The organism is Maritimibacter sp. 55A14 (assembly GCF_003122205.1).
Lineage (GTDB): Bacteria > Pseudomonadota > Alphaproteobacteria > Rhodobacterales > Rhodobacteraceae > QEYE01.
Genome location: NZ_QEYE01000037.1, coordinates 1 through 14,153 on the forward strand (window position 1 = coordinate 1; position 14,153 = coordinate 14,153).

At 62.4% G+C, this 14,153-nt stretch carries 13 protein-coding genes and 3 pseudogenes; 7 read left to right on the plus strand and 9 right to left on the minus strand.

Translation table 11 applies throughout. The features are described from left to right. Positions 1-140: 140 nt before the first annotated feature. Positions 141-329: a hypothetical protein gene (locus DDZ14_RS19555; RefSeq protein ID WP_146193193.1), complete on the plus strand. Its 189-nt coding sequence runs from the start codon at positions 141-143 to the stop codon at positions 327-329. Positions 330-761: 432 nt separating this feature from the next. On the opposite strand, the pseudogene DDZ14_RS20045 reads toward DDZ14_RS19555, so the two are convergent. From DDZ14_RS20045 to DDZ14_RS18520, 4 genes and pseudogenes are all read right to left on the minus strand, one after another. Beyond that, positions 762-1,106: pseudogene (locus tag DDZ14_RS20045) on the minus strand (transposase); the annotation flags it as partial. 4 nt (positions 1,107-1,110) lie between these two features. Next, positions 1,111-1,314: pseudogene (locus DDZ14_RS20320) on the minus strand (transposase family protein); the annotation flags it as partial. A 393-nt stretch (positions 1,315-1,707) separates the two neighbouring features. Beyond that, entirely contained in the window at positions 1,708-3,897 is a 2,190-nt protein-coding gene (locus tag DDZ14_RS18515) for a copper-translocating P-type ATPase (RefSeq protein WP_109426465.1), read from the minus strand. Between the two features lie 108 nt (positions 3,898-4,005). Beyond that, positions 4,006-4,212: a heavy-metal-associated domain-containing protein gene (locus tag DDZ14_RS18520; protein WP_109426466.1), complete on the minus strand. Its 207-nt coding sequence runs from the start codon at positions 4,210-4,212 to the stop codon at positions 4,006-4,008. Positions 4,213-4,359: 147 nt separating this feature from the next. On the opposite strand from DDZ14_RS18520, the gene DDZ14_RS18525 reads away from it, so the two are divergent. Next, complete coding sequence (locus DDZ14_RS18525; RefSeq protein ID WP_109426467.1) at positions 4,360-6,870, plus strand: heavy metal translocating P-type ATPase; 2,511 nt, start codon at positions 4,360-4,362, stop codon at positions 6,868-6,870. Positions 6,871-6,880: 10 nt separating this feature from the next. Next, entirely contained in the window at positions 6,881-7,315 is a 435-nt protein-coding gene (cueR, locus tag DDZ14_RS18530) for a Cu(I)-responsive transcriptional regulator (protein ID WP_109426468.1), read from the plus strand. A gap of 135 nt (positions 7,316-7,450) precedes the next feature. On the opposite strand, the gene DDZ14_RS20325 is transcribed toward cueR, so the two are convergent. After that, positions 7,451-7,696, minus strand: a complete 246-nt coding sequence (locus DDZ14_RS20325; protein WP_109426469.1) for a nitrilase-related carbon-nitrogen hydrolase — start codon at positions 7,694-7,696, stop codon at positions 7,451-7,453. A gap of 84 nt (positions 7,697-7,780) precedes the next feature. Here DDZ14_RS20325 and DDZ14_RS18540 point away from each other — a divergent pair, with 84 nt between their 5' ends. Then, complete coding sequence (locus DDZ14_RS18540) at positions 7,781-8,080, plus strand: hypothetical protein (RefSeq protein ID WP_109426470.1); 300 nt, start codon at positions 7,781-7,783, stop codon at positions 8,078-8,080. A gap of 185 nt (positions 8,081-8,265) precedes the next feature. Here the strand turns inward: DDZ14_RS18540 and DDZ14_RS18545 are convergent, their stop codons facing one another. Together DDZ14_RS18545 and DDZ14_RS18550 are read right to left on the minus strand one after the other, a co-directional pair. After that, entirely contained in the window at positions 8,266-9,843 is a 1,578-nt protein-coding gene (locus DDZ14_RS18545; RefSeq protein ID WP_109426471.1) for a trimethylamine methyltransferase family protein, read from the minus strand. A 37-nt stretch (positions 9,844-9,880) separates the two neighbouring features. Further along, a complete protein-coding gene (locus tag DDZ14_RS18550) occupies positions 9,881-10,276 on the minus strand; it encodes a 2OG-Fe(II) oxygenase family protein (RefSeq protein ID WP_233252643.1) in 396 nt (131 codons plus the stop codon). Positions 10,277-10,474: 198 nt separating this feature from the next. Between DDZ14_RS18550 and DDZ14_RS18555 the strand changes: the two genes are divergently transcribed. Then, a complete protein-coding gene (locus DDZ14_RS18555; RefSeq protein WP_199221377.1) occupies positions 10,475-11,326 on the plus strand; it encodes a LysR family transcriptional regulator in 852 nt (283 codons plus the stop codon). A 29-nt stretch (positions 11,327-11,355) separates the two neighbouring features. On the opposite strand, the gene DDZ14_RS18560 is transcribed toward DDZ14_RS18555, so the two are convergent. Further along, complete coding sequence (locus DDZ14_RS18560) at positions 11,356-11,754, minus strand: MarR family winged helix-turn-helix transcriptional regulator (protein WP_233252644.1); 399 nt, start codon at positions 11,752-11,754, stop codon at positions 11,356-11,358. Between the two features lie 139 nt (positions 11,755-11,893). Here DDZ14_RS18560 and DDZ14_RS18565 point away from each other — a divergent pair, with 139 nt between their 5' ends. Both DDZ14_RS18565 and DDZ14_RS20055 read left to right on the plus strand, forming a co-directional pair. Beyond that, positions 11,894-12,637 carry a glutathione S-transferase family protein gene (locus DDZ14_RS18565; protein WP_233252645.1) on the plus strand — a complete coding sequence of 248 codons (744 nt, stop codon included), beginning with the start codon at positions 11,894-11,896 and terminating at the stop codon, positions 12,635-12,637. Then, positions 12,580-12,758 (plus strand): annotated as a pseudogene (locus DDZ14_RS20055) (IS256 family transposase); the annotation flags it as partial. The gene DDZ14_RS18565 and the pseudogene DDZ14_RS20055, both read left to right, overlap by 58 nt. Here DDZ14_RS20055 and DDZ14_RS18570 read toward each other — a convergent pair. Beyond that, a complete protein-coding gene (locus DDZ14_RS18570) occupies positions 12,759-14,027 on the minus strand; it encodes a cell wall metabolism sensor histidine kinase WalK (protein ID WP_146193194.1) in 1,269 nt (422 codons plus the stop codon). Between the last annotated feature and the right edge of the window lie 126 nt (positions 14,028-14,153).

The following is a 14,153-nucleotide window of genomic DNA, read 5'->3' on the forward strand; positions in this document are numbered from 1 at the left end:
TACAACACCAGACGACCCCACAGTGCCTTGGGCTACCGCCCACCGGCCCCGGAAACCATCCTGCCAATGGACCAGAGGCCGATCATGCACTAACACTCAAACCGGACCACTCAGGTGGGGCTGGTCAAGCGGATCCAGCCATGAAAAACAGCAAGCGCCTGTGTGGGTCGCCAGTTACCTATGTGACGCTGCTAAGCTATCACGACTTCGCGCTGGCGGTGCATATGTTCGACAGAAATCAGCCGCCTGACGAGCCGACACCGGTGAACGTCCACGACTTCGCCCGAAAGGGGAAGTGCGCAAGCTACTACTATCGCACGGTCCCGTGACCCGGCCTGTCCTCACGGCTAGAGTCACGCGACGTGACGCTAGCTGTCCTGTCCCGGACGATCACATAGACCCTCGCCGCTCTGCGCTCTTCATGGCAAGATCGAAACGGAGTAAAGCGCGCGCGTTCACAATGCACGTGCTTCTCTGCATCTGGAGACGCGCTGACACTCTTGAAACGCTTCACTGAGCGCCGCGGGGGATGCGCGAAAACGCTAGACGCGCTCAGTAGCGCGCTGCAAGAGCGTCAGAGAATATGCAACGTGATCTTGCGCTCGCCTCATCGGAAATTGGAGCCCCGTCTGGTCTTCTCGTTCCAAATCCGTCCGGAGCCGTGACACCTTCCCGCGTCCTCAGATGACCGGGCGCCAGAAGGTCGCGGTCAGCAGGACATAGACGATGAGTGTCAAACGGCATCCAATATTGGCTCTGAATCAATTTCGGTGCAGTTTGGGGGTTCCCTCCAGCCAGGATGCCTCAACGAGCCGGGCTCTTAGCAGGTCGATGTTCGCTCGGCCATACATCTGGCGCTTGAGGGTCTTGAGGCGGTTGATCTGTCCCTCGGTCTGCCCGTTCGACCATGGTTCCCGAAGGGCTGCGGCGACCGGGGCCTGATCCCGCCGAAGCCCGCGGGCAAGGGCACTGAGCAGGCTCTCTTCGGCGTCATCCAACCATGTTTTTAATGCGTCTTCACGAGCATTTCGCACCATGTCTGTGAACCGGTCCGTCAGCCAACGGGCTGTGGCAAGGGCAGGTAACGCGGCCTCGATCCTTGCAACCTGACGTGCGCCGCGCATGTGGCCGGGTCACGGCAGGCGGAAACCGTTCAGCGAATATCTTGGCTGGGCAATGCATGGCTCGGCATCGAAATCGCCGGACCAACAAGATCAGCTCCACCGCCCGGCCATGCGCGGGAAGATCGGCCGGGCGGCGTCGATACCTGCTGTGGACGTGGTGCGAAATCGTGCCACAGCGCGGACAGGCCGCCGTGGCGTTGGCAGAACGGGAGTGGACCCGCATTGTGTTCCCAGCAAGTTCGACCTGCTCTGCCTTGAGACCCGCGGGCAGAAAATCCCTTCGCGAAAACCATGATACCATCGACAACCTCCTCCAAAGACTGTCGAAATATAGCGTTACCCATGCCGGAACTGCGCCAAATCTGCGTCAGACCCAATTTTGGATGCCAGTTCACAGTGGATGCGGGTTCGCAGCGAGCCGGGCGTTGTTCCTCGCGTTCGTTTCCGCCGCGATCATGGCCGTCGCTCCGTGCTCCGGCCCAAGGCCGGCAGGAATGCTGGAACGCGCGCGGCGTTGTGGCCCTCGGCCGCGACACCGGTCAGCGCCCCGCCAAGGCCGCGGCAAAAAGGAACCCGCCACCTCTCAAATCTGCACCCCGCGAAGTCTGAGCGAGTTCAGCACCACCGAGATGGACGAGGCGCTCATCGCGAACGCGGCGAACATCGGGCTGATGAGGATGCCGAAGACCGGGAACAGCACACCGGCCGCGATCGGCACTCCGGCGGAGTTGTATATCAGCGCGAAGAACAGGTTCTGGCGGATGTTGTGCATGGTTGCGCGTGCCAGCCGCCGTGCCCGGACAATGCCGTCAAGGTTACCCTTCACCAGCGTTATGCCCGCGCTTTCGATGGCAACATCCGCGCCGGTGCCCATGGCGATGCCGACATCGGCCTGCGCCAGTGCCGGCGCATCGTTGACGCCGTCACCGGCCATCGCAACCTTGCGGCCCTGGTCCTGCAGGTCCTTGATAATCTTCGCCTTGTCCTCGGGCAGGACGTCGGCGCGGATTTCGTCAATGCCGAGACTGGAGGCGACGGCCTTCGCGGTGCGCTCGTTGTCGCCGGTGGCCATGATGATGCGAAAGCCGAGCTGGTGCAGTTCCTTCAGCGCAGCCGGCGTCGTCTCTTTCACCGGGTCGGCGACGCTCACGAGTCCCGCGACCTTGCCGCCCACGACGACGAACATCACCGTCTCGCCCTCGTCGCGGCGGGCATTGGCCTTTTCGGTCAGCGCGCCTGCCTCGAGCTCCAGATCACGGATCAGTGCGAGATTGCCGAGCGCGACCGCCTTGCCGTCGACGGTGCCCTGCACGCCCTTGCCGGTCACCGCTTCGAACTCCCCGGCTTCCACCATCTCCACGTCGCGCTCTTCCGCGCCGCGCACGATCGCTTCGGCCAGCGGATGTTCCGAGCCGCGTTCGAGCGAGGCGGCGAGTCGCAGCACCTCGGCCTCGTCATGGCCCTCCTCGGGGAAGACGCCGACCAGCTTCGGCTTGCCTTCGGTCAGGGTGCCGGTCTTGTCGACGATCAGCGTATCGACCTTCTCGAACCGTTCCAGAGCCTCGGCGTTCTTGATGAGCACGCCCGCCTGTGCACCGCGCCCCGTCGCCGTCATGATCGACATCGGCGTGGCGAGCCCGAGCGCACAAGGACAGGCGATAATGAGGACCGCCACCGCCGAGATCAGTGCATAGGACAGCGCGGGCGCGGGCCCCCAGAGCGCCCAGCCAATGAAGGCTAGGACCGCAACGCCGATCACCGACGGCACGAAGACGCCAGCAACCTTGTCGGCGTATTTCTGGATGGGCGCGCGCGAACGCTGCGCGTTCGATACCATTTCGACAATCTGGCTCAGCATCGTGTCGGCGCCCACGCGGGTCGCCTCCATCACCAGGCTGCCTGTGCCATTGATCGTGGCCCCGGTCAGCGGGTCGCCCGGCACTTTTTCGACCGGTACAGGCTCACCCGTGATCATGCTTTCATCCACCGAGGAGCGTCCTTCCGCGACCGTCCCGTCGACGGGCACCTTGTCGCCCGGCCGCACGCGCAGCCGGTCGCCCACCCGCACGTCTTCGAGCGGGATTTCCTCTTCGGTTCCGTTATCGCGGATCACGCGCGCGGTCTTGGCAGCCATGTCGAGGAGCGCGCGAATGGCCTTGCCGGTCCCCTCGCGGGCGCGCAGTTCCATCACTTGACCCAGGAGAACGAGGACCACGATCACCGCGGCGGCCTCGAAATAGACCCCGACATGACCGTCTTCGTCGCGGAACCCTTCGGGGAAGATCCCCGGCGTCAGGACGGCGGCGACGCTAAACAGCCAAGCGGCGCTGACACCCATGGCGATCAGGCTGAACATGTTGAGATTCCATGTCCGGAACGAGTTCCAGCCACGCATCAGGAACGGCCAGCCGGACCACAGCACGACCGGGGTGCCGAGCGCGAACTCGATCCAGAGCGTCGCGCGTTCGCCGAAGATCTCGCGCACGCCCGAAAGTCCCAAGAACGGGCCCATGGTGAATACCAGAATCGGTATCGTCAGGACAGCACCGATCCACAGCCGGCGAGTGAAATCCACAAGCTCGGGATTCGGCCCCTCCTCTGCCATCGCCGCGCTTTCGAGTTCCAGCCCCATGCCACAGATCGGGCAGTCGCCCGGATCGGTCCGGCGTATTTCGGGGTGCATCGGGCAAGTGTAGACGGTGCCTTTGTACCCCGCCGGAACGCCATCGTCCGGCGCGGTTGTGTGATGGTCTCTTCCGTGACGATCATTCATTCAGTTGCCCTTTCGCGTGTTTCCCGCGGAATGTGGCCCCTCCGGTTACTGGAAGGTCAAGCCTTCTCCGCGATTTCGCTGATCGCATCGGCCCCTGAGGTGTGGACGTCAGGCGGCTTCGACAGGCGTCGCGTCGTATCCCGCTTCCTTCATCGCCAAGATGATCGTTGCGGTGTCGAGCGCGCTTTCGACGGAAACGATGCGCGCGTTGAGGTCGCAATCGATGCGGGCGGCCGGGTCGGCGGCGTTGATCGCCTTGCCGATAGCGGCCGTGCAGTGCCCGCAACTCATCTCGGGAACGTGGAATCTGGTCATTTGAAACTCCTAGCCCTTTTAGTCAGATCGGTTGTTCCAGCGCGGGAAAGTCAAGAACCCCTTTCACCGGGAAATCGTTCGGTTAGGCTTGACCTTACAGTTGGTGGAAGGATTACCTGGATCAGCGTCACCGAAGGGAGTCGCTACATGACCACAGAGACATCGCTCAGTTTATCCGTCGAGGGAATGTCCTGCGCCTCGTGCGTCGGGCGCGTCGAACGGACGCTGACGGCGATCCCCGGCGTCAGCGACGTGTCGGTCAACCTGGCCGGCGAGTCCGCGCAGATGAGGCTCACGGAACCATCGCAAGCGAAAAGCGTGGCCGCAGCGCTGACTGCGGCGGGTTACCCCGCGCGGACGGGAACGGTCACCCTTGGTGTCTCGTCGATGTCCTGCGCCTCCTGCGTCGGGCGCGTGGACCGGGCCCTGGCAGCCGTACCGGGCGTGCTCGACGTCAATGTCAACCTCGCCGCGGAAACCGCCACGGTGACCTATCTCGATGGCGCGGTGGCAGTTGCCGACCTCCTCTCGGCGGCGCGGGAGGCCGGATATCCCGCCACGACTCTCGACGCCTCCGGGCATGTTGACCGAGGCGAGCGGAAGATGGCCGAGGCCCGCATCTACGCGCGGCGAACAGCCATGGCCGCCGCGCTGGCGCTGCCGGTTTTCCTGCTTGAAATGGGCGGCCACCTAGTCCCCGGCTTTCATGAATTGATCGGCCAGACAATCGGGCACCAGTCCAGCTGGAAGATCCAGTTCCTGCTTACGACCATCGTACTTTTCGGACCCGGATTCGCGTTCTACGCCAAGGGGATCCCCGCCCTGTTGCGCGGGGCGCCGGACATGAACAGCCTGGTCGCGCTGGGTACGGGTGCGGCCTACGCCCATTCGGTCATCGCGACCCTTGCCCCGGCGTTGCTGCCGACCTCCGTCCGCGCCGTCTATTTCGAGGCCGCGGCGGTGATCGTCGTCCTCATTCTCCTCGGCCGTTATCTGGAGGCTCGCGCCAAGGGCCGGACCGGGGCGGCTATCCAGAAGCTCCTCGGCCTGCAGGTCCGCACCGCGCGGGTGATCCGCGGCGGCGAGGCGGTCGAGGTTGCAATCGACGACGTGGCCGTCGGCGACGTGCTGATCGTGCGGCCGGGCGAACGGATCGCCGTCGATGGCGAAGTGACGGAAGGCAAGGGCCATGTCGATGAAAGCATGATCACCGGCGAGCCGCTGCCGGTCCTGAAGTCGCCGGGCGACGACGTGACCGGCGGGACCGTGAACGGCGCCAGCGGTTTCCGGTTCCGCGCCACCCGCGTCGGCGCCGCGACGACGCTCGCCCAGATCATCCGCATGGTCGAGGAGGCGCAGGGCGCCCGGTTGCCGATCCAGAGCCTCGTGGACCGGATCACGCTGTGGTTCGTGCCTGCGGTTCTGGCTGCGGCCTCGGCCACGGTTGTTGCTTGGCTGGTCTTCGGCCCCGACCCGGCGTTGACCTTCGCTCTGGTCGCGGGGGTCTCCGTCCTGATCATCGCCTGCCCCTGTGCAATGGGGCTGGCGACTCCGACCTCGATCATGGTCGGGACCGGTCGCGCCGCGGAACTCGGTGTTCTTTTCCGCAAGGGCGACGCGCTCCAGGCGCTGTCATCGGTCGATGTCGTCGCTTTCGACAAGACCGGCACGCTGACGCTTGGCCGGCCCGAACTGACGGATCTGGTCCCGGCAGCCGGGTTCTCGCGCGCCGACATACTGCCGCTGATCGCGGCGGTGGAGCAGGCATCCGAACACCCGGTCGGCACCGCGATTGTCGAGGCCGCCCAGGCTGACGGCACACCCCTGCCGCAAGTGACGGATTTCGGCACGGTCACGGGCTACGGGGTGCGCGGCACGGTCGCAGGGAAGAGCGTCACAATCGGGGCTGACCGGCTCATGGAGCGCGACGGCATCGATATCGCGTCGATGGCCGCGGCAGAAGCCGATCTCGCTCGTCAGGGAAAGACGGCGCTGTTCGCCGCCGTGGATGGCCGGATCGCTGCCGTGATCGCGGTCTCCGATCCGCTCAAGCCGACGACAAAGGCCGTGATCGACGCGCTGCATGCCCAGGGTCTGAAGGTCGCCATGATAACCGGTGACAAGCGCAGCACCGCCGAGGCGATCGGCCGGGCGATCGGCATCGACCACATCGTCGCGGGCGTCCTGCCGGAAGGCAAGGTCACCGCCCTGACGGAACTGCGCGGCACCGGCGGCAAGCTCGCCTTCGTCGGCGACGGTATCAACGACGCCCCGGCTCTGGCCCATGCCGATGTCGGCATCGCGATCGGAACGGGCACGGACATCGCAATCGAAGCAGCCGACGTTGTGCTGATGTCAGGTGATCTCGGCGGGGTCGTCATTGCCTTCGAGGTGTCGCGGCGCACGATGCGCAACATTCGCGAGAACCTCTTCTGGGCCTTTGGCTACAACACGGCGCTGATCCCGGTCGCGGCCGGGATCCTGTACCCGGCCTTCGGGCTCCTCCTGTCACCGATTCTGGCGGCAGGAGCGATGGCGCTTTCTTCGGTTTTCGTGCTGACAAACGCGCTGCGCCTGCGCCGGATCGAACCGTCCATGCCGGAAGCCCGGAATGCCGCTGTGGACACGCCCCTGCTGGTTCCTGCGGCGGCCGAATGAGGAGAGAGAGATGAACATCGGAGACGTTGCACGGCTGTCGGGACTGCCGGCGAAGACCATCCGCTATTACGAGGACATCGGCCTGGTCGACCCCTTGCGTAGCAGCAATGGGTATCGGGCGTTCCGGGAAAACGACCTGCACAAGCTCGCCTTTCTCGGTCGTGCACGGTCGCTCGGCTTCACCATCGACGATTGCCGGTCCCTCATGAGGCTCTACGAGGACCACGAGCGCGCCAGCGCCGATGTGAAGCGGATTGTGCTCGAGCATCTCGGCCGGATTGACCAGAAGATCGAGGAACTCTCCGAGATGCGCGCGACGCTTGCGCATCTGGCCGAGGCATGCGCGGGCGATCACAGGCCCGACTGTCCGATCCTCGCCGACCTGGCGGCGGACCCTGAGACCGCTTCAGGTCATCTGAAAAATGACGATGGCCGCCCGACCTGACCTGTGAGCCGACTCCCCTCCGGTCTCCGGGAGAAACCGTCGATTGATTTCTGGCCTCGGTGAACCGTGATCGCTTCAATGTCCTTCTCCTCGCTTGGGGCGGCCTCTGCCTCAAGATGGAGGAGGAAACGGGCCTCAGGTCAGCCAGGCCTCGGGAAATACGATCAACCCGCAACTCTCTGCTGCCGCCTCTGCTATCAGATCAATGGCGCGTTCCATTGATTTTGCCGTGTCCAGATGGACAGGCGGGTGCTGCACAACCGATACTTTCGCTGGGGGGGCTCCTCGGCCAATGATGCACCCTTCACCGTTTCCGCCCTCCATGTGCCGAATTTGCCGGGATTTTTGCAGGTCAGCGCATCGGCCTTCGCTCGGCTCCATGCCAGGCCGGGGTCCGACCAGGGGTTAAGTCGGTTAGCGGGTTGCCGTTTTGTGCTATGCTTCAGTCCAGCGGAGGTCGATCAGATGGGCTTTGTATCAATCACGCATTGGCGAATGACTGGAGAGACGGAGACTTTGCCGCATGTAGCGGAATTGATGCGGCGGAAATACTTCCCCGGTCTTCTAGCTTTGGGAGCAAAGCACTCAACGCTTATTGATACCGAATTGGATCGATTTACAATCGTGACCTTGTATCCAAACCGCCGGGTGCGTGATGATGCCCTCGCGAATATCGACAAGCTCCGGAGCGAAGGTGCAGAGGAATTCGGTGCGGAACTGATGGATGCCTATGCAGGAGAGGTCTTGGCCTCGTCCGATCAGTAGACCTTCCGATCTACAGTCTTGCAAGGTGCTTCAAGCTGGATTTCAACGCCGATCCGACAGCGCAGGTTGTGGAGAGCCTTGAGACCCTGCATGGCCCGCATCCCCGATTACGTGAAAACCTTTACAGCCAAACGCTGTCGGAACGCGAATTGCGCCGGTTTCAGGCGCGGCAGGGGTTTGGCCCGTCAATACCAAGCGTCTTCCATGGAGGCTTTCTTGCGGGCCACGAAATCTCTCAGCGCCAGGTCGGTACCTTCGTCCATCGGCGGTGCCTCATAGGCGTTCAGTATCTCCTTCCACCGGGCATTGGCCCGGCGGGCATAGTCGACGCCGCCTTGTTCGTCCCAGGTCTCGAACGGCTGGTCGTCGTTGAGCGCGCTATCCCAATAGGCGGTCTGGTAATGGCGCAGGGTGTGGTCGGTGCCGAAAAGATGCTCGCCCGGCCCGTTCTGCGCCAGTGCCTCGAAACCAAGCGTATCGTCGGTCACCGCGATGCCACCCATATAGGCGTGCAGGGCGCCGGCCATGTCGCAATCCATCACGAATTTCTCGTAGGACATGCTGAGCAGCCCGTCGAGGAACCCGGCCGAATGCAGGATGAAATTCGCGCCGCCCTGGATGGCCGACATCATCGACATCATGGATTGCTGCATGGCCTGCCCGTCGGGCAATTTGGAGGTGCTGAAATTGCCCGCGCAACGCAGCGGCAGCTTCAGTCGCCGCGCCAATTGGCCCATGACCAGCGAGCCGAGCGCCGGTTCCGGCGTGCCGAAGGTGGGGCTACCCGTGCGCAGGGACATCGACGACAGGAACCCGGCCAGAACGGCGGGCGCACCGGGACGGACAAGCTGCGTCAGCGCGCAGGAGGCCATGGATTTGGCCAGGCACTGCGCCACCGATCCGGCCATCGTCAGCGGCGAGACCGCACCGCCCAGCAGGAAAGGCAGATGGATCGACCCCTGCCCGGCCTCGGCATAGGTGCGTATGCCCGCCGTGGTCACCCCGTCCAGAACCAGCGGCGATGTGGTGTTGAAATTGCCCATGATGACGCAGTTCCGATCCACGAAGTCGGATCCGAACAGGATGCGGCACATCTCGATACTGTCGGCGGCGCGTTCCGGTGCCGTGATCGAGCCCAGGAACGGCCGGTCGGAATAGCGCATATGGGCATAGACCATGTCCAGGTGGCGCTTGTTGACCGGCACGTCCGTCGGCTCGCAGATGGTTCCGCCGGAATGGTGCAGCCAGGGCGACGATTGCGCCAGCTTCACCAGATTCTCGAAATCGCCGATGGTCCCGTAACGCCGGCCGGCATCCAGATCCATCACGAAGGGCGAGCCGTAGGAAGGCGCAAAAACCGTCGCATCGCCACCGATCTCGACATTGTTGGCCGGGTTGCGGGCGTGCTGCGTAAATCGGGCGGGCGCGGTTTTCAGAATCTCGCGCACCATGCCGGGTTCGAACTTCAGGTTCCACACGTCTTTTGAGACGTCGGTGACCCTGGCGCCGGCCTCGCGATAAAGCCGCATCGCTTCAGCATCCTCGCGCAACTCGATGCCGATCTCCGCCAGGATGCGCTCGGCGGTGGCCTCGATCCGCTCCAGCGCCTCGTCGTTCAGCAGATCATAGGTCGGGATCCTGCGCGTGATATAGGGCACGCGCAGGTGCAGGTTCTGGCCCGGCGCCTTGGACCGCGTCGATTGCGATCGCCCTCTGCGGGACCGGCGCCCCGGACGATCGGACAATTGGGCCTCATTCAACATGCGTGTTCCTTTCGCTTGCGGCTTCGGACAGCCGCGCTCAGCCGGCTTTCCGTTGCAGGTGCGGATAGCTGGCCACGAAGCGCCCGAACTTATGCGCCCCACAGGAGACCGGCGCATAGCGGGCCGGATTGTCGGCGCTGACACAGCTTTCCAGCGGCGCGAAGACGGCGTCATAATCGGCGTCGATGAAGAACGGGATCGAATAGCGCTCGCGCGCGGAGGTGTTGACCACTCGGTGCAGGTTGGCGAGGTGTAGGTCGTTCGTCAGATTCTGGATCAGGTCGCCGATATTGATCACGAAGGTGTCCCTCGCAACCTTCCGCGGGTCACTGCCATCTATCAGGGGCGCACTATCCACCACCGGAATTCTGTCAAAGATCTGCCGTTCGGCACGCAGCGCGTCGTCGAGGAAGATGATATCTGATTGGGGCATAAGCGCGGTCCTGTTTGCGTCCGGTGCTGCGCAGTCTTTTTCTGAATCCGCCGTGTGGCAATTGCATAAAATTTCATCTCGGCTTATCTGTGCTAATGCAATCTTCTGCGTTTGATCAAACTAGTGCACATAAGAATACATATCTTCGCCAATATGAGTGAGGTGAATTTGCCTAAACGCCCCTATGACCTGCCGCCGATGAGCGCGCTTGTCGCCTTCGAGGCGGCCGCGCGGCATGTCGGCTTCAAATCCGCCGCGCACGAGTTGAACGTCACCCCAGCCGCCATCAGCCATCAGGTCAAGGCGCTGGAGGCCGAGCTGCGCTGCCCCCTGTTCCACCGCCATCACCGCGGGGTGGAGTTGACTGAAACCGGGGCCTATCTGCTGGTCGCGCTGCAACGCGGGTTCGAAGCCATCGCCGAAGCCGTGGATCAACTCAGACAGCATTCGAAACGGGCCTCGGTTACGATCCGGGTGACAACCGCCGTCAGTTCGCTCTGGCTGACGCCGAAACTGGCGCAGTTCTGGAAATCGCATGGCGATATCTCGGTGGCCCAGATCGTCAGCGACACGAACGATAGCGCGGCGGATTGCGATCTGAGCCTTCATTATGGCGACATGTCCAGCGACAGCGGAACCTGCAATATTCTGTTTCACGACCATATCATGGCGCTCGGGAGCCCGCGGTTTGCCGAGGCGCACAAGGTGAAACGGGTCGAGGATCTGGCAAATCTGTCCCTCATCCATCACGAAGCGCCCGAGAGCGGATGGACCGACTGGCCGGACTGGTTGCGCGCTCTGGGTTATACTGGACCGCTCAGGAACAGCCACCGGGTCAACAACTATGTAATTGCCTTGCAGGCGGCAGAGGATGACATGGGGGCGGTGCTGGGATGGGCCGGACTGGCCAGATCCTATCTGGACGCGGGCCGGCTGGTGCCGCTTCTGCCCGACATGGTGGAAACGAAGGAGGATTTCTACGTCAAGCTGCACCCCCACGCATCGGACCGCGCGCGGTTGGTCTATGACTGGCTACTCGGCACGTCGTGACCGATGCGGCCACCGCAGCGCGGCCAATGTCAGCTTTTCGTACGTGCGAGCTTCTTCAGAAGACGATGCAATTCCGCGGCTTCGTCCTGCGAAAGATGTCGCTCAACGGACCTTGTCAGCGTCGCCGCATAGACTGGCCACATCGCCTGCCTGACGTCCCGGCCCTTCTGCGTGAGTCGGACGATCTGCCCCCGGCCATCGTCCTCGACGTCCTGGCGATCAACAAGCCCCGCCTTTGCCATCCTGTCCAGGAGCCGGGACATTCCGTATTGCGGCAGGAGAAGGCGCTCCTTCAAATCGAAGGGTCGGATGCCGGCAGCACCCGCTTTCTCGATCTCCAGCAAGGCATCATACCAGCTAAGCTTCGGTAATCCTGCAGTTTTCAGTGCATACTCAATGTCGTCGAGAAGCACCCTGTTGGCCGTCACGAGAGATGTCCACGCCGCTATCGTCTGGGGGTTTGGCTTTGTCATGCCCTTCAGTGTACAGAAAGATGCAGTTGCATCAATATTGACATCTGGTCATCCGTGGCCAATATAGATGCAACTGCATCTACAAGAGGTATCAATGAAAATGACCCTCCACCTTATGAGCCACGCGCTATGCCCCTATGTTCAGCGCGCCGCCATTTCCCTGACCGAGAAAGGCGTGGATTTCGAACGAACCACCATTGATCTTGCCAACAAGCCCGACTGGTTTCTCGCAATCTCCCCATTGGGAAAAACACCCGTCCTGACTGTAAAAGGTCAGTCGATTTTCGAGTCTGCCGCGATCCTGGAATACCTGGAAGAAACCCAGACCGCGCCGCTGCATCCCGCCGATCCCATGACCCGCGCGCAGCATCGTGGCTGGATCGAGTTCGGATCTGCGACTTTGAACGACATCGCCGGTTTCTACGCCGCCAAGAATGCGGCTGCGTTCGCTGGCAAGATCACGTCATTAAGCGCCAAATTTTCACGGCTGGAAGGCCAACTGGGGAACGGCCCCTATTTCGCCGGAGATAAGTTTACTCTGGTGGACGCGGTTTTCGGGCCGGTGTTCCGATACTTCGATACATTCGACCGGATCGGTGATTTCGGAATTCTGTCCGGCAAGGAGAAGGTAAAGACATGGCGAAAGGCTTTGGCTGAGCGTCCATCTGTCAGGGATGCGGTGTCGCAGAGCTACCCCGAACTGCTCTGGACATTCCTGCTGAACCGCAGATCACATCTGTCAGGGCTCATGACCGGCAACCGTGAGGCCGTTGAAAAGACAAGCGCCGCGCCGACGTCATCGGGATATTTCCCAGCGACGGGGCCTTCGTCTGCCTAGTCGGCGCGCTGTTGCTGGAGACCAACGACGATCGGACCGTCGCGCTGCGCTACATTCCCTTGAAGCTCTCGCCCACGTCACCAAAAAGCCTACAGTCAGGGTGCCCGCCGTGGCACCCTGATCAGCCTCGGACCTCACCGAAGGCCGGCACTCCTTCACCATCTCCTGGGACACTGTCGCATGGAGGACTGGACTGCCTTGGAACACCACCTGCGAGCGGAATGTCGATGTGAAAGACAGAGCCCACTCCAAGACGGCTTTGGTATGAAATGGCCCCGCCCATGCGTTCGATCAGAATCTTGGCGATGTGCATCCCCAGACCGGAGCCTCCGGACGCCCGCGTCGATGAACTGTCGACCTGATTGAAGCGCCCGAAAACCTTGTCCTCGGCGTTCTCCGGGATGCCGGGCCCGCTGTCGCGGATCGACATTCTCAGCGCATCTCCAGTCGCGCCAAGGGAGCATTCGATATTCCCGCCTTCGGGGGAGAACTTCACGGCATTTGATAGAACGTTTCCGACGACCTGCTTCAAGCGGTAGGGATCCACGTGCATCCGCCCTTCCGCGTCATCCGAGACGACCGAAAGCCGAACCTTGGCCTGAGCGGCATGCATCTCGCAATCTCGCATGACCTCCCTTAGGAATTCGGTGGGTTCCACATCCTGAAGCTCAAAGTTGAGTGTATTCAGATCGAGTTTCTGAAGGTCGAGAATGTCGTCGATCAGCTTTTGCAATCTGACGCTGTTTCTCCGGGCGATGCCCAGCAACTCTTTCATGCGATCGCTGACGTCACCGGCAACACCGTTGAACATCAGGTCAAGGCTGCCTTTCAAGGATGTCATGGGGGTGCGCAACTCGTGGCTGACCACGGCGAGAAACTCGGACTTCGCACGGTTGGCGGCCTCAGCGCGAGACAGGGCCTCCCGCAGCGCTTCGGCCGAGCGCTCCCTTTCCGTGATGTCGACCAGCGACACCGTCCACCCCAGAAGATTGTTCCTCCTCTGGATCGGGCTTGCGATCGGAAGGGCGCGCGGGTCGTAGACCCGATCCCCGACGCTGATCGATTCGGCAGGATTCAGTTCCCCGGTTGCCGCGAGGCAGTCCAGCATCGGGCCGATTTTGTTAAGTTGTCTAAGCGACCCGCCATGTTCCGGTATCTCATCACCAAACAAGTCTCTCGCAGCTAAGTTCGCGCCGGCAAACCGACCGGCTGCGTCCATGAGGATCACCGGGTCGTGCGTGGCGTAGAACAGCTGATCTCTTCCCAGCGCCTCGGTATCCATCATCCGGTTGTTCACAAGCAGCCAGCTGAAGGCAATGAGCGCGCCACTGAACATGAAGGATGTCGGATCGAACCCGAGAATGGTGAATTCCCAGAGGACGTAGGCCACATCTGACCTGCCCCTTTTTTCAGGGCCACTCGTAAGTCGAGCTTGTTCCCCTTTTGTGTGTCATCATTCGGCGGCATGAGCAATGGGCGCAGGCGCGGAGCCATCAGGTAGCTCAAGCGGCTGCGC

Coding starts and splice junctions, on each gene's coding strand:
- DDZ14_RS19555 (WP_146193193.1), top strand. CDS start 141: ATGAAAAACAGCAAGCGCCTGTGTGGGTCGCCAGTTACCTATGTGACG.
- DDZ14_RS18515 (WP_109426465.1), bottom strand. CDS start 3,897: ATGAATGATCGTCACGGAAGAGACCATCACACAACCGCGCCGGACGAT.
- DDZ14_RS18520 (WP_109426466.1), bottom strand. CDS start 4,212: ATGACCAGATTCCACGTTCCCGAGATGAGTTGCGGGCACTGCACGGCC.
- DDZ14_RS18525 (WP_109426467.1), top strand. CDS start 4,360: ATGACCACAGAGACATCGCTCAGTTTATCCGTCGAGGGAATGTCCTGC.
- cueR (WP_109426468.1), top strand. CDS start 6,881: ATGAACATCGGAGACGTTGCACGGCTGTCGGGACTGCCGGCGAAGACC.
- DDZ14_RS20325 (WP_109426469.1), bottom strand. CDS start 7,696: ATGGAGCCGAGCGAAGGCCGATGCGCTGACCTGCAAAAATCCCGGCAA.
- DDZ14_RS18540 (WP_109426470.1), top strand. CDS start 7,781: ATGGGCTTTGTATCAATCACGCATTGGCGAATGACTGGAGAGACGGAG.
- DDZ14_RS18545 (WP_109426471.1), bottom strand. CDS start 9,843: ATGTTGAATGAGGCCCAATTGTCCGATCGTCCGGGGCGCCGGTCCCGC.
- DDZ14_RS18550 (WP_233252643.1), bottom strand. CDS start 10,276: ATGCCCCAATCAGATATCATCTTCCTCGACGACGCGCTGCGTGCCGAA.
- DDZ14_RS18555 (WP_199221377.1), top strand. CDS start 10,475: ATGAGCGCGCTTGTCGCCTTCGAGGCGGCCGCGCGGCATGTCGGCTTC.
- DDZ14_RS18565 (WP_233252645.1), top strand. CDS start 11,894: ATGAAAATGACCCTCCACCTTATGAGCCACGCGCTATGCCCCTATGTT.